General features: G+C 40.4%; 13 protein-coding genes. 10 read left to right on the forward strand and 3 right to left on the reverse strand.

Features of this window, described 5'->3' with window-relative positions:
• Positions 1-6: 6 nt before the first annotated feature.
• Entirely contained in the window at positions 7-717 is a 711-nt protein-coding gene (locus ACK4EX_RS07865; RefSeq protein WP_409771493.1) for a CoA transferase subunit A, read from the reverse strand.
• 254 nt (positions 718-971) lie between these two features.
• On the opposite strand from ACK4EX_RS07865, the gene ACK4EX_RS07870 reads away from it, so the two are divergent.
• Positions 972-1,691 carry a TerC family protein gene (locus ACK4EX_RS07870; protein ID WP_124397646.1) on the forward strand — a complete coding sequence of 240 codons (720 nt, stop codon included), beginning with the start codon at positions 972-974 and terminating at the stop codon, positions 1,689-1,691.
• A 20-nt stretch (positions 1,692-1,711) separates the two neighbouring features.
• Here ACK4EX_RS07870 and ACK4EX_RS07875 read toward each other — a convergent pair whose 3' ends face one another.
• Entirely contained in the window at positions 1,712-2,659 is a 948-nt protein-coding gene (locus ACK4EX_RS07875) for an isoaspartyl peptidase/L-asparaginase family protein (RefSeq protein WP_124397647.1), read from the reverse strand.
• 38 nt (positions 2,660-2,697) lie between these two features.
• Between ACK4EX_RS07875 and ACK4EX_RS07880 the strand changes: the two genes are divergently transcribed.
• The 5 genes from ACK4EX_RS07880 to ACK4EX_RS07900 are packed head-to-tail and all read left to right on the forward strand — an operon-like array spanning position 2,698 to position 8,252.
• Positions 2,698-3,018: a DUF962 domain-containing protein gene (locus ACK4EX_RS07880; protein WP_124397648.1), complete on the forward strand. Its 321-nt coding sequence runs from the start codon at positions 2,698-2,700 to the stop codon at positions 3,016-3,018.
• A 39-nt stretch (positions 3,019-3,057) separates the two neighbouring features.
• Complete coding sequence (locus ACK4EX_RS07885) at positions 3,058-6,570, forward strand: PAS domain-containing protein (protein WP_409771496.1); 3,513 nt, start codon at positions 3,058-3,060, stop codon at positions 6,568-6,570.
• A gap of 41 nt (positions 6,571-6,611) precedes the next feature.
• A complete protein-coding gene (purN, locus tag ACK4EX_RS07890) occupies positions 6,612-7,184 on the forward strand; it encodes a phosphoribosylglycinamide formyltransferase (RefSeq protein ID WP_409771498.1) in 573 nt (190 codons plus the stop codon).
• A complete protein-coding gene (rnhA, locus tag ACK4EX_RS07895) occupies positions 7,177-7,668 on the forward strand; it encodes a ribonuclease HI (RefSeq protein ID WP_409771500.1) in 492 nt (163 codons plus the stop codon). The genes purN and rnhA overlap by 8 nt, the downstream gene beginning before the upstream one ends.
• A complete protein-coding gene (locus ACK4EX_RS07900; RefSeq protein ID WP_409771503.1) occupies positions 7,665-8,252 on the forward strand; it encodes a DUF6992 family protein in 588 nt (195 codons plus the stop codon). The genes rnhA and ACK4EX_RS07900 overlap by 4 nt, the downstream gene beginning before the upstream one ends.
• A 1-nt stretch (position 8,253) precedes the next feature.
• Here the strand turns inward: ACK4EX_RS07900 and ACK4EX_RS07905 are convergent, their stop codons facing one another.
• Positions 8,254-8,853 (reverse strand): RNA polymerase sigma factor, encoded by a 600-nt coding sequence (locus ACK4EX_RS07905; RefSeq protein ID WP_409771506.1) that lies wholly within the window; start codon positions 8,851-8,853, stop codon positions 8,254-8,256.
• 167 nt (positions 8,854-9,020) lie between these two features.
• On the opposite strand from ACK4EX_RS07905, the gene uvrA reads away from it, so the two are divergent.
• The 4 genes from uvrA to ACK4EX_RS07925 all read left to right on the forward strand — a co-directional run bounded on the left by uvrA (position 9,021) and on the right by ACK4EX_RS07925 (position 14,688).
• Positions 9,021-11,819, forward strand: coding sequence for an excinuclease ABC subunit UvrA (gene uvrA, locus ACK4EX_RS07910; RefSeq protein WP_409771509.1), 2,799 nt, complete (start codon positions 9,021-9,023; stop codon positions 11,817-11,819).
• 146 nt (positions 11,820-11,965) lie between these two features.
• The gene (locus ACK4EX_RS07915) at positions 11,966-13,078 is read left to right on the forward strand and encodes a prenyltransferase/squalene oxidase repeat-containing protein (RefSeq protein WP_409771511.1); all 1,113 of its coding nucleotides are present in this window, start codon (positions 11,966-11,968) and stop codon (positions 13,076-13,078) included.
• Positions 13,079-13,082: 4 nt separating this feature from the next.
• Positions 13,083-13,979, forward strand: a complete 897-nt coding sequence (locus ACK4EX_RS07920; protein WP_409771514.1) for an AAC(3) family N-acetyltransferase — start codon at positions 13,083-13,085, stop codon at positions 13,977-13,979.
• Complete coding sequence (locus tag ACK4EX_RS07925; protein ID WP_409771516.1) at positions 13,966-14,688, forward strand: SDR family NAD(P)-dependent oxidoreductase; 723 nt, start codon at positions 13,966-13,968, stop codon at positions 14,686-14,688. The genes ACK4EX_RS07920 and ACK4EX_RS07925 overlap by 14 nt, the downstream gene beginning before the upstream one ends.
• The last annotated feature ends 228 nt before the right edge of the window (positions 14,689-14,916 follow it).

The following is a 14,916-nucleotide window of genomic DNA, read 5'->3' on the forward strand; positions in this document are numbered from 1 at the left end:
GAAACTTTAAAGTGAAACGGGTCTTTTTCGGGTAGTACGCTGCTCAATGCGCTTCTCGTAATGAGCCCCCTGGTAAATGCGCTGTACAAAAATTCCTGGTGTGTGGATAAAATTGGGATCAAGAGCTCCGGCTGGTACCAACTCCTCAACCTCTGCCACGGTTATTTTACCTGCCATAGCCATTACATGGTTAAAATTCAGGGCTGTTCCCTTGTAAATGAGATTGCCCGCCGTATCACCTTTCCAAGCCTTTACAAAAGCAAAATCGGCCTCAAAGGCATATTCTAAAATATGTGGTTTACCGTTAAAAATTCTTACCTCTTTCCCTTCAGCTACTTCAGTGCCGTATCCGGCAGGAGTGTAAAAAGCAGGAATACCTGCCCCAGCTGCCCTACACCTCTCGGCTAAGGTGCCCTGCGGAATAAGCTCTACCTCCAGTTCACCGCTCAGCATTTGACGTTCGAACTCCTCATTTTCGCCCACATACGACGATATCATCTTTTTGATCTGTCTGGTCTTCAGAAGCAAGCCCAATCCAAAATCATCTACACCAGCATTGTTGCTAATACATGTGAGGTTTTTAATTCCAGCTCTCCGTATAGCGGCTATGCTGTTTTCCGGAATTCCGCACAACCCGAAACCACCAAACATTACCGTCATACCATCTTTTAGACCTTGTATGGCTTCGTCTGCGTCTTTTACCGTTTTGTTAATCATTTTTTAAATGAATTTATTTGGCAAAAGTAGAATTTAATTTGGAAGCATAAAACAAATCAACGGAGGTGACTTCATTGAATTTCTCCAATTTAAAATACTGATAATCAAATTTATACATACATTCTTTTCCTCTTTTGAAGAATTGTTCTCAGTTTTCAAAATTTAGCTCATCTGTATTGAGAAAGATAGAATTCAGAATTCCTATCTCTTAAAAATTCTAATACTTTTGAGCCGCTTTAAATAGCCTGACACCTATGGAAATCATTGCATCGTTAGTCACACTTACTGTTCTCGAAATCGTACTAGGCATTGATAATATAATCTTTATCAGTATTTTATCGTCGAAACTTCCTGTACATCAGCAGGCCAAAGCCAGAAGACTTGGGCTCACCCTTGCTATGGCCACTCGAATATTACTGCTACTGTCGCTGAGCTGGATGATGCGGCTTACTAAACCACTTTTCGAACTTCCATTTGATTTCATTCACCCAGAAACCAGAGAATTCTCAGGGCGTGACATAATTCTTTTGGCCGGTGGTCTTTTTCTCATTTACAAGAGCACCACCGAAATTCACCATAAACTCGAAGGTGGGTCTGATAGCCACACGACTTCGATTAAGGCCTTATCTTTTTCGTCGGTTATTGTTCAGATTTTATTGTTAGATATCGTTTTTTCGCTCGATAGTGTCATTACAGCTATCGGAATGGCCAATAAGGTATGGGTAATGGTAGCTGCTATCGTAATTGCTGTAGGTGTAATGATGATCTCTGCAGCGTCGATTAGCAATTTTGTCGAAAAGCATCCCACCATCAAAATTTTGGCACTTAGTTTCTTATTGCTGATAGGTGTCTCTCTACTCATGGAAAGTTTTGACCAAGGCATCCCAAAAGGTTACATCTATTTCGCAATGGCCTTTTCCGTATTTGTGGAAGTACTTAATCTTCGATTACTGAAAAAGCAGGTTCAGCAATAAACGTCAAGTAAACAAGCGAGTTATTCATAAATCTTCGCAAAGCGGTTGCCCTTGCTGTTGCGACCAGCGCGAAACATCCCTTCCGTATTGTAATCGTGATAAAGGTTACCCTTATCATCGATGGCGATCATACCTCCACTTCCGCCGAGATTTTTAATTTCTTCTAAAGTGCTTCGTATGGCTTTCGAAGCTTTCTGCCTTCCAAAACGCATTCGAGCAGCTACCTGGTAAGCTGCTGAGGTGCGAATAAAGTACTCGCCATGCCCAGTACAACTAACAGCAATTAAACCATTTTTGGCATATGTACCTGCACCTATGATGGGTGCATCGCCTATTCGGCCGAATTTTTTCATCAGCATTCCTCCCGTCGAAGTGCCTGCGGCAAGATTGCCATCTTTGTCGAGCGCTACGCATCCTACGGTGCCATATTTTTGGTTCTTGAGGGCTTCTTCCCATCTCGCTCGCATATCGTCAGTAATGAAGTATGAATTAGGAACACTGTCAAGTCCGATTGAAAAGATAAATTTTTCAGCACCTGCACCCGATAGCATTACGTGTTGGGTTTTGTCTTTTACCGCCTGGGCAGCCAATATCGGATTTTTAACATGCCTCAATCCACTCACTGCACCAGCTTTCTGATCATATCCCGTCATGATAGATGCATCTAATTCCGCTATACCTTCTTCGGTGAGTACAGCTCCTCTACCTGCATTAAACAAAGTATTATTTTCAAGCATCATCACTACGTGTATTACAACTTGCTCGGCCGATTCACCGCGCTGAAGCATCGAATACCCAGAATCTAAAGCTGCATTTAGTGCTGCTAAATACACGTTTACCTTTTCCGGATTATTTCTCAATGCCATGTAGCCAGCTCCGCCATGCAGTACGAGTCCAAAGTTTTGAATTTGACCGAAAAGATTTAAAAAGCTAAACAGCATGGCAGCATTAATGACATTTTTTAGCATAAAAGTATTTTTTTATTTTTGTACTAAAAAGCAAAACTATGGAGCAGGATAAAAATTTCAAATCGCTGAAAGAATTCTACCCATTTTACCTCACAGAGCATCAAAATCCCACCTGCAGATTATTACATTTTATTGGTACCGGATTGGTATTTATAAGCTTCTTTATGTTTTTATATACATTTAATTGGATCTATTTTGCCATTATCCCCGTATTAGGATATGGATTTGCATGGGTCGGACATTTCTTTTTTGAAAAAAATAAACCCGCCACTTTTAAATATCCAGGTTACAGTTTAGCATCTGATTTCATAATGTTTTTCGACATATTGACGGGAAAACAACCCATTAATCCCAAATAATATTTTCATTTGTATTTGACTAGAAGCACATAAGAAATCATGTCTGAAATACAGTTTACCAAGAAACTGCTGCGCTCTTACACCTTTTTTGCAGCAGTTTCAATAGCTATTTATACTCCTGTAATTTATTATTTGGGAATATATGAAGTAGCCTATCTAGCAGCATTGCTAGTGGTTCTTATGATTGTATCATATTTATTGACTTTTTACAATCAATTCAACTTATCTCGAATCATCTTTTTTGCCTCGATAGCTGGCGTAATTGTAGCATCTATTATAAGCAAAAAATACCTCAATGGAGTAAGTTTATACATTTTTCCATTAATGGCATACACATTTGTGTTAACCTTTTCTCACGAAAAAGAATTTAGGCGATTAGTATCATTAATTGTATTTGTTGCTTTTCTCTTAATTATAGTTTTTTTGTCGTTTAAAGAGAATATTTTATTCACGTTAGAATACAAAATATTTTATCTTCTCAACTTTGTTTTAGCCTTTCTGCTTCTGAGTTATTTGCTCGGTATTATATCATATAAAAACATCAGAAGAGAAAAAGCGTTACAAGAAAATCAAGCCAATATTCAGACGATCATAGATACCATTCCACAGCTTGTAATTCAAGTAGATCGAGAGTATAGGATTAAATCATTAAACAACAGATTTGCCGCTATAGTCAAATCCCTATTTGATAAAAAAATTGCAGAAGGCGAAAGCATTTTAGAATTTACATTCGATACCGATACAGAGAGGGTAAAAAAAGCTATTGATTTGGCTTTCAATGGACAACAAACTATTGTAGAAAAAAGAATAAAGTTAAAAAACCACAATGACCTTTGGATTCAATTACATTACTTGCCTGTTACAGTACAAAATACTATTACCTCTGTTTTATTGATAGTTTCGGATCAAACAGAATATAAAAAACTGCTCATCAATGCTAACAAACTTGCTGATATTGTAGCGGAAAGTCCTATACCTATTTTTGAAATTAATACAAACGGACTCATTCTATATGCAAATTCAGAATGTGCAAATGAATTTGGATTAAATACAGGAAATTATGTTCCATCAAACTGGATGGATTTTATCATCACTGTATTTGATGATGAAGCATCGGAAACAGAAATAAAATTTAAGAATAAATTTTACCGTTTTATTGCAAAAAAAGATAAAGCAGGTGAAACACTCAGAATGTACGCTCTTGATTTTACATTGATCAAGGAAAACAATTCATTGTTGGAGCAACAAAAATTGTTTTATGAAAGCCTTTTAGATGTAATACCCTCAGATGTAGTAGTGCTCGACAGTGATCTTAAGTATAGATTTGTTAATAAATATGCAATTAAAGACGATAGTAGAAGAAAATGGATAATAGGGAAATCAGATAAAGAGTATTTTGAACTTAGAAATTTTCCTCAGGAATTATACGAACAACGAAGAGAAAAATTGATGAAATCTATTGAAACCAGAAGGGAAATCGAGTGGACAGAAGAATTTACAATTAACGGAGAAAAAAAATACTTCCTCCGTAAAGTAAAACCATTCTATGAAGAAGGAAAAAATTCACTGTTATTACTAGGATATGGTACGGAAATAACTTCGCAAAAAATAGCAGAAAATGAAATAGAAAAACAAAAGAAACTATATCGTGAAATCTTAAACAATCTTCCGATTAGTGTCTTTCTTAAGAACCTTGAAGGCAAATATCTCTTCGGTAATACCCATACATTGAAATACATAGGTATAAGTGAAGATCAATTTGTAGGAAAAATCGATTACGATATTTATCCTTCGAATTTAGCAAGTGAATATCGAAAAACAGATATCGTAGCAATTGAACAAGGTGAGCATACCTTTGAAGAAAAACTCAATACCCCATGGGGAATTGAGTACATTTATGGAGGAAAAAAATTAATCCGCTTGGATGAAAAAGAAAGTTTAATTTTAGGATTCTCGATCGATGTAACTGATAAGATAAAATCCCAATTAGAACTTAAAAAACAAACTGAACTAATCGAGAAATTCTTTGATATAAGCCCGACGTTAATTTACATCAAGAGAGCAGACGGAAGTATCTACATGGCAAACAAAGCGACTGCGAAAATGTTTGGATACGATTCGCCAGATGTTATCATTAATAAAACTCCCGAAGATTTACATGTGAAAAAGGAAGAGTTAGCAATCTGGAAACTACATGATTTAAAAGTACTTGAATCGAATGAATTACATATTTTTGAAGAAACTTTTACTACTCCTGACAATCGTGTTTTATGGTATCTTACACACAAAATTCCTTTTAATATTGACGAAAATGAAAAATGCATCCTCGGAGTAGGTGTTGATATCACCCCTTTAAAAAATATTCAAGCCGATTTGCTTGAACTCAACAGAAAAGCTCGAGAAGCTGCCGACGCCAAAATGATGTTTCTCAGCAATATGAGTCATGAAATTCGTACACCCTTAAATGCTATTATAGGTTTCGGACAGCTATTGATGCAAGAAGAGCTTGACGACAAAGTACGAGAGTTTGCCAAGACTATCCTTTTTGCCGCTAAAAATTTACTGAGCCTAATAAACGACATTCTGGATTATTCGAAAATACAAGAAGGAAAATTTCCTGTAAATTTTGTTTCTTTCAATTTGAATAAGTTTATATCAAACATCGAATCTATTTTTAAATTAAAAGCTCGAGAGAAAAACATCTATTTCAAAATTGAAAAAGAATTTGATGAAAACATTATCATTCAATCGGATAGTACTATACTAAATCAAATTTTAAATAATCTTATATCCAACGCCATAAAGTTTACAAAAATTGGAGGAGTAAAAGTGATCATTTCAGTAAAAGATAAGAATTTAAACATAGAAGTTCATGATACAGGCATTGGCATTTCAGAAGATTTTAAAAACAAAATTTTCAATACTTTTGAACAAGAGAATTCTCAAATTAGCAGAGAGTTTGGCGGTACAGGTTTAGGGCTTGCTATTACAAAAAAATTCGTCGAACTACTAAGTGGAGAAATTTACTTTGAATCTACACAAGGAGTTGGAACTATTTTCTATGTAAAAATTCCGGTTAATGTCATAAAATTCAATGCAGAGGATCAGAGGAAAAATTCAATTGAAGAAGAGAGAAATCAGATTTTAGAATATTCAGAAAATCACAAAAATTACACCATCTTAATAGTAGAAGACAATATCGTAAATCAGCGATTACTTGTAAACATATTGGAGCGATTGGGATTCAATTACGATGTGGCAAACAATGGCTCTGAAGCTGTTATTAAAGTAAACCTGAAGAAATATGATTTGATTTTGATGGATTTACACATGCCGGAGGTGGATGGCTTCAGAGCAACTGAACTTATTCGGCTGAGTTCGGGAAATGCGACTTCGAGCAATGTGCCTATCATAGCTGTTACGGCCGATGTATTGCCTGAAACCTTAGAGCGCTGTGAAGCCATTGGCTTCAATTCATTTCTGAAAAAGCCTATGGAGATCTATCAACTGTACGCCATTCTAAAAAAACTCGTTGAAGGCAACTTTTCCTAATAGTGAAAGAAATATTTTTGTCGCGATTTTTAAAGTGTTGAATGAAGCGAATAGCGGTTTTTGCCTCGGGAAGTGGTAGCAATGCTGAAAAGATTGCAAAGCATTTTGCTGACAGTGAAATAGGTAGAGTTACTCTTGTTTGCACAAACAATAAAAAAGCCGGAGTAATTGACAGAATGAAAAAACTTGGAATTCCAGTTTACATCTTCACGCAAGAAGAACTTGAGAACGGAAACGTATTGTCTCGATTGCGTTCGGCTAAAATTGACTTCATTGCTCTCGCTGGTTTTTTAAAGAAAATCCCGTCAGATATTTTAGATGCTTACGACTACAGAATTGTTAACATACATCCTGCCCTGTTACCCGATTACGGCGGTGAAGGTATGTATGGCATGCGTGTGCACGAGGCCGTGGTAGAAAACGGCGAAGAAGAAACCGGCATCACGATACATTATGTTAACGAGGAGTACGACGACGGAGAGATTATCTTTCAAGCTAAAGTAGATATAGATCCAGAAGATACGCCGGAAGAAGTAGCCTACAAAGTTCAACAGCTGGAGCATGCCCATTATCCGGGTGTGATCGAATCCTTACTGCAAGAGTTGGATGACTGATCGCTCGCAGCCAGTCGTTAAGATATACACTGATGGAGCATGCTCGGGCAATCCGGGTCCTGGCGCCTATGTTGCAATATTGACTTTCAAAGACAAAGAGAAAATCCTTACGCGTCACTTTCGGCTTACTACTAACAACCGAATGGAACTTATGGCTGTGGTCGATGCCCTTAAAGCCATTAAAACCGAAGGTTTACCCGTAGAGATTTATTCTGATTCAAAATATGTAGTAGATGCCGTTAATCAACATTGGCTTACCAACTGGAAGCGCAAGGGCTGGAAAAAGGTGAAAAATGTGGATCTTTGGTTAGAATTTGACAAATTATATCAGAAGTTTAAGCCTAAACTTTTTTGGGTTAAGGGCCACAACAATCATCACTACAACGAACGCTGCGACCAAATGGCTGTCGAAGCACTCTCCAAACCAAATCCAGAAACAGATGTTATGTTCGAGAAATCATTAGAGAATTCTGGATTTTTATGATGCGACGTTTGTTTCTTTTCTTTTTTCAGCTAATTCCAATTTTGTTTTACGCTCAGTACACCCCATCAGAAGTTGATTTTTGGCGAGTAAAAACCACTAGGCAAAACATGCTGATACTTGGTGGCTGGGCTTTGGGAAACATAGGTGTTGGCATAGCCGGAATGAATGCTACAACGGGTAACGCTTATTACTTCCACCAGATGAATATGGCCTGGAATGTAGTAAACTTTGGAATTGCTACTGCCGGATATTTCTTTACAAAACCTCAGACCAGTGCCACCAATACATCCGTAGCAAATGCGCTTATTGATCTTGAAAATACTCTGATGCTCAATACCGGTCTCGACCTTGCTTACATCACAGCCGGCCTTGCTTTGGTCGAACTTTCTAAAAACAGTGCCTATATTTCTCCCGAAAGATTTCGTGGCTTTGGCACTTCGCTAATTTTACAGGGCGCATTTTTAGGTGTTTTCGACCTTTATCAATACATTGTGTTTCACAAGAAAAGAAAGGTTTTTTTGGAAAGTCGATTCTCTTTATTACAATTTGAGCCAAGTATTAATGGCTTGGTTATACGATTTTAAATCATTCAGATACAGGAAGGTCTATCTTAACCTTGTGCTTGTTGATGAGCTTGCGCAGGTTAATCAAGGCATAGCGCATACGACCTAATGCCGTATTTATGCTTACAGAAGTGATTTCGGCAATTTCTTTAAAGCTCAAATCTTCATAAATACGCATTTCCAGCACCTGTCGCTGGTCAGGCGGCAACATGGCTATGAGCTTTTTAAGGTCGGCTTCTGTTTGTTCACAGATCACCTGTGATTCCCAACTGGGCACTGTGGCTTTGATGCGGGTAAAAATGGACTTTTGGTCGATGGTTTCGCTTACAAAATTTGTCCTGTTGGTCTTTCTGAAGTGATCGATGATGTAGTTGTGCGAAATGCGCAACACCCAATTGATAAACTTCCCCTCTTCGTTGTATCGGCCAAGTTTCAGCGTATTTATGACTTTTATGAAAACATCTTGAAATATGTCATCGGCCAAGTCATCGTCTTTCACTTTCGACAAGATATACTGATACACTTTCTTCTGGTGGCGAGAAAGGAGATGCGCAAACGCACCTTCATTACCCGCAGCATACAATTCGATGAGCTGTTGATCGGAAAGGTTGTGGTAAGCCATAACTACTTCTTTTACAGTTTTTTAAATCCAATTAAGTGGTATTAGAAGTAGTTTTTCCCGATAGGCTTACAGATTTTTGAATTTGCTTTTACAAATATAAAAGAATTATTAAACAATTCTGCAAATAGGCTTATTATACTTTTGCTTTCATTTTTACGCAGAAACGAATGACCGATAAAAATGTACGGGAAAGCAAGGAGTTTATTACCATTCGTGGAGCCCGTATGCACAATCTGAAAAATGTATCCGTATCTATTCCGAGATCTCGATTTGTCGTTATTACGGGTGTATCAGGTAGTGGAAAATCATCACTTGCCTTTGATACACTGTATGCTGAAGGGCACAGGCGCTATGTAGAAAGCCTTTCGTCGTATGCCCGGCAGTTTACGGGTAAGCTGACCAAACCCGATGTGGATTTTATATCTGGTCTGGCCCCTGCAATAGCCATTCAACAAAAAGTAACGAGCAGAAACTCCCGAAGTACGGTAGGAACCAGCACTGAGATTTACGACTATTTAAAGCTGTTGTTTGCTCGCATCGGTCAGACATATTCACCAATCAGCGGAAAGCTGGTAAAACGCCATACCGTTTCAGATGTGGTCGATTACGTGACATTGCTCGAAGAAGGGATGCGATTTTTACTTGCCTTCAATTACCAACCTGGAGAAGGAAGGAGCATAGCTGATGCACTTAAAATTTTGAAGCAGCAAGGCTATGTGCGACTTTTTTACGAAGGCAATGTCATTAAAATTGACGAATATGTGCCTCAGAAGGAGAACTTTCTAAAGGTAGTAGTTGATAGAGGCACAACCGGGCCAGCTGACGAAGAAGAGCTTAGTCGCCTGGCTGATTCAGTGCAGACGGCTTTTTTTGAGGGCAGAGGGAGCTGTGAATTGATTTTTCCAGACCGGCCGGAGTATAATCGGATATTTTCCAATCAATTTTCGGAAGACGGAATTCAGTTTGAAGAGCCGACTGTACATCTTTTTAGCTTCAATACCCCTTACGGTGCATGCCCTACATGTGAAGGCTGGGGCAGTGTGATCGGTATCGATGAAAGTCTGGTTATACCGGATCAAAACCTATCTATCTTCGACGGATGTGTAGCTCCCTGGCGTACCGAAGGCATGCGCACCTGGCTTGCACAGGTGATCAAAGGTGCCGAAAAAGCCAGCCTTCCTATCCACAAACCTTATCGAATGCTCACTCCTGAACAAAGAGACATGCTCTGGAGGGGAACTCGGTATTTCTCAGGTATCAATGACTTTTTTAAAGAGATTGAGTCCAATCTGCATAAAATTCAATACAGGGTTCTCCTTTCGCGCTACAGAGGGCGTACTACCTGTCCCGATTGCAAAGGAAGCAGACTCAGAAAAGAAGCTCACTATGTCAAAGTTCAGGGGTACTCTATTGCTCAACTGGCTGACATGCAAGCTGATGAGCTTCTGAGGCTGATAAATTCCTGGACTTTTGAACCTTATGAAGAAAAAATTGCAGAAAGGTTGTTGAAAGAAATTACTTCAAGGCTGCAGTATCTGTGCGATGTAGGTCTTGGGTATCTCACGTTAAACAGACGCAGCGACACACTTTCTGGAGGCGAAACACAGCGCATACAGCTCACCACTTCTCTTGGCAGCAGCCTGGTTGGCTCTATGTACATTCTCGACGAGCCCAGCATTGGGCTGCACAGCAGAGATACCGAAAGGCTCATCGGCATCTTAAAGCGCCTAAAAGCGCTTGGTAACACCGTAATCGTGGTAGAGCATGACGAAGACGTTATGCTCGCCTCTGACTACCTGATCGATATGGGACCTGGTGCAGGAAGTTTCGGAGGACAAGTCGTCTTTGCCGGGGAACCGTCAGAATTAAAAAATGCCGATAGCCTGACGGCACAGTATCTGAACGGAAAATTGGAGATAGAAATCCCCAAAGTGCGTCGCAAGCCGCTTGATTTCATTGTCATTGAGGAAGCTTATCAAAACAACTTAAAATCAGTAACAGCCCGTTTGGCAGTAGGATGTCTGAATGCAGTAACGGGTGTAAGCGGATCGGGAAAATCAACACTTATCAATGAAATTCTTTATCCGGCCGTATTGAGAGCCTTTGATCTTCCGGGCGAAAAGCCAGGCTTACACAAGGCTGTTCATATTCCGAAGAAATTCATCAAAAAAGTAGAATTTGTCGATCAAAACCCCATTGGAAAATCTTCGCGCAGCAATCCGGTAACTTACATCAAAGCTTTTGACGGTATCAGAGAGCTCTTTGCCAACCAAAAATTATCAATGCTTCGCGGCTATTCTGCACGTCATTTTTCGTTTAATGTACCTGGCGGAAGGTGTGAAGCCTGTGAGGGTGAAGGCGTTATTACTGTAGAGATGCAATTTATGGCCGATGTACACTTGGTGTGCGAAGAGTGCAACGGACAGCGTTACAAAAAAGATGTGCTCGAAGTTAAAGTTCAAGACAAGTCAATCTACGACATTCTGGAGTTGACCATCGATGATGCGTTTGACTTTTTCCGGTCAAATGGTGCAGACAGAATTGCAAATCAGCTTAAGCCACTCATTGATGTAGGTCTGGGCTACATCAAGTTGGGTCAGTCGGGCAGTACGCTTAGTGGGGGTGAAGCACAGAGGCTGAAATTAGCCACTTTTTTAGCTCACGGAAGTAACAGCGAACCCACTCTTTTTATCTTCGATGAGCCAACGACCGGACTGCACTTTCACGACGTCAAAAAATTGCTGGATGCCTTGAATGCCTTAATCGCTAAAGGCCATACTGTAGTGGTAATTGAGCATCACCCCGACGTTATTAAGTGTGCCGACTGGATTGTTGATCTTGGGCCCGAAGGTGGTACTGGTGGTGGGGAACTGCTGTTTGAAGGTACGCCTGAAGAACTCCTTCAGTGCGAGCGCTCATATACAGCTAAATATTTGGCCAAAAAGTTGATACCAGCGGGGGTGTAATCAACACGCACTGCACGGTTTTACTCTTTAAGGTCACTTGTACATTTGTGGCTGGTCACTTAACATCTTTATTGGTGGTAGATTCTGTTTTTAGATACCTTAAATATGGTTTTTACATTTTATCCTCGCACTCAAAGCTGAAAGCGATGATGCATACCTTGTGGCCTCCGGTGATGGATAACTCTGATGCACCCGATAAAAGAAAAGTGGAGTGCGCCGTACAGATCGCAGTAGATTGGCTGATCTACAATCAGCTACAAGGAAAAGACGGTGGATTTGCCACTTTTGACTTTGCTACCGGCTGGACTTCTTCCTATCCTGAAACCACGGGGTATATCTCTGAAACTTTTCTTAAGTGGTCTCAACTTAGAAAAAACGAAAAAATAGCGAAAGCTGCGGAGAGGGCACTCGATTGGCTTATTTACATTCAAAAACCATCGGGTGGATGGGCTGGTGGCTACATCAGTGAAAACAGGCCCGAAATCGTTTTTAACACCGGTCAGGTACTTCGAGGGTTAATTCTAGGTTATTTGTTTTTTAAAAAAAATGATTATTTCGATGCTGCCAGAAGAGCGGCCGATTGGCTGGTGAATATTCAACACCCAGACGGATTTTGGGACAAACATGTGTATATGAATGCTGTACGGGTGTACGATACTTATGTAGCAGCACCTATTTTTGAATTTGGGGATCTATGCAATGACTCTAGGTACAAACAGGCGGCTGTAAAAAATGCTTTTTGGGTAATAAGACATAAACAATTGCCAAATGGATGGTTTGTAGATGCTGACAATACTTTGAAGCACAACGACAAGCCAATTTTGCACACCATTGCATACACGCTCGACGGACTTCTGGACATAGCGATGCATACTGGAAATGAAGAGATCTTCAATAGTTCATTGAAAACAGCATTGGCCGTCGAGCAGAAACTGAAAGCAGAAAAGATGCTGAAAGGTCGATATGATCGGAAATGGATAGGCTATCGAAGTATTTGCAACACAGGTGTAGCACAAGTGGCTATTGTTTTTGCAAAGCTGTACCTAAAAACCGGCGAATCGCACTGGAAAACTTCCTACAATAGTCTGATTAACTATCTGCTACAACAGCAGCTGACTATGGTGCAAGATCCAAGGCTGAGAGGAGCATTAACGGGTAGTTCCCCTATTTGGGGGAGATATGAACCCTTCAGATTGCCAAATTGGGGGGTGAAGTATTTAATAGATGCCCTGATGTACAACGATTTAGTTAACGGGTAAATCCATGAGAGATCTGCTGCGCACACTTACTCCAGACTTTTTACTCACCCTTTACAGAAAATACAAAAAAGAAAAAGTACGTAAAAACCTTGCTGATAAGGCTAAAAGAGGAGATGTAATTACTACAAAAGTACTAATCGACCAGCTTAAGTGTATGGGCATAAAACAGGGAGACTCTGTATTGGTGCATAGTGCCATGAGTCGCATGGGCTGCCTGGAAAATGGCCCTCGAACCCTAATAGATGCTCTGCTAGATGTAGTTGGCTCCAATGGCAATATCTTAATGCCCACATCGCCCAACCCAGCACTACAACTGGACTACGTGCGTCAACATCCGCACTTCGATGCGCGCAACGACCCATCTGCTATGGGTGCTATCACCGAGTATTTTAGAAAAATGCCCGGTACCATACGCTCGCTCAGCCCTACGGAGCCTGTAAATGCTTTAGGCCCGCTTGCTGAATGGCTCACTGAAGGCCACCGAGGAAGACTCACACCCTACGACAGCTATTCGCCCTTTTTTCGACTTACCGAGGTGCGAGGAAAAATCCTTTATGTGGGTGTCACCCTCGCTCAAGCAGGCACGAGCTTGCATCTGCTGGAAGATGCCGTAGAAAAGTTTCCATATCCGGTGTATTATTTTGAAGTGTTTAATGTAAAAGTAACTGATTTAAAGGGAGAAACATACCAACAGCAAATCAAAGTACACAACCCAGCTCAATCAGCTAAGAGGCAATGCGATGCATTGATACCTATGTTTGTAGAAAAATCGGTTATGCAAAGAGTTCAACTGGGCGAAGCCCCTACCCTACTGGCAGATGCAGCCGGCATGTTTCGTGTAATGCTGGAAGCATATATGACTAAAGGTATAACGATGTACACCCCTTATGGACGAGACTAAAAAAAATCTCCTGCTTACTGGAGCCTCTGGTGGGATTGGTCGTGCAATCATCCCAGTATTGGCAGAGGCCGGGTACAACCTTTACTTGCAAGCATATAGGCAAGCTGAAGCTTTGATGGAATTTTTAAAAGAAAAAAGGATCGATGCTGTAGTAGTGCGCCAATCGCTGCGCACTGCTGATGATGTACGAGAAATGCGAGAAAAAATCGCCGAGCCTATACAAGTGCTGGTGGCAAATGCTGGCATCAGTCGGTCAGCACCAGCCCACAAGATGAATGAAAGCGATTGGCAAGAGACTCTCGATGTGAACTTATCAGTACCCTTCTATTTGGCTCAGACGTTCTTCCCCGAAATGCGAGCAGCTGGTTTCGGCAGGGTGATTTTTATATCGTCGGTAGTTGGTGCTACTTTGGTGCGAGGCACTGCAGCTTATGCTGCCTCTAAGGCAGGCTTAATGGGCCTGGCAAGAGCACTGGCTGCTGATTGGTCTGCCTTTGGCATCACCGTGAATTGTGTAGCACCCGGATATATGGATACTGGAATGATCGAACAAATACCTGAAAATATATTACCCCTCTTTCGTGACAAAAGCGTGCAAGGCAGGCTTGGGCCGGCCGAAGAAATCGGTTATGCCGTCGCCTACCTAGCTTCAGAAAAGAGCAGCTTTATTACCGGGCAAACCCTGCACATCAACGGCGGAATTATTTAGAATTTAAAAGTTATTCAACCTCTATCAGTCCGGGGTTGAAATACTAAATAAGAGACCTACTAATTTTCTGTCAACCTTTATCAATTCGAAGGTGGTAAGTTATGTCTTGCATGACAGATCATAGCGAATATAAACGGAAAGTCGCAGACAACGTCGAAAGTAGCCGACTGAAATTACAGGCCTTAAACTGATTGGAGCTCCTTTTTTCAATTAATGTTTAGAGGAACT

Source organism: Thermaurantimonas sp. (assembly GCF_046299575.1).
Taxonomy (GTDB): Bacteria; Bacteroidota; Bacteroidia; order Flavobacteriales; family Schleiferiaceae; genus Thermaurantimonas.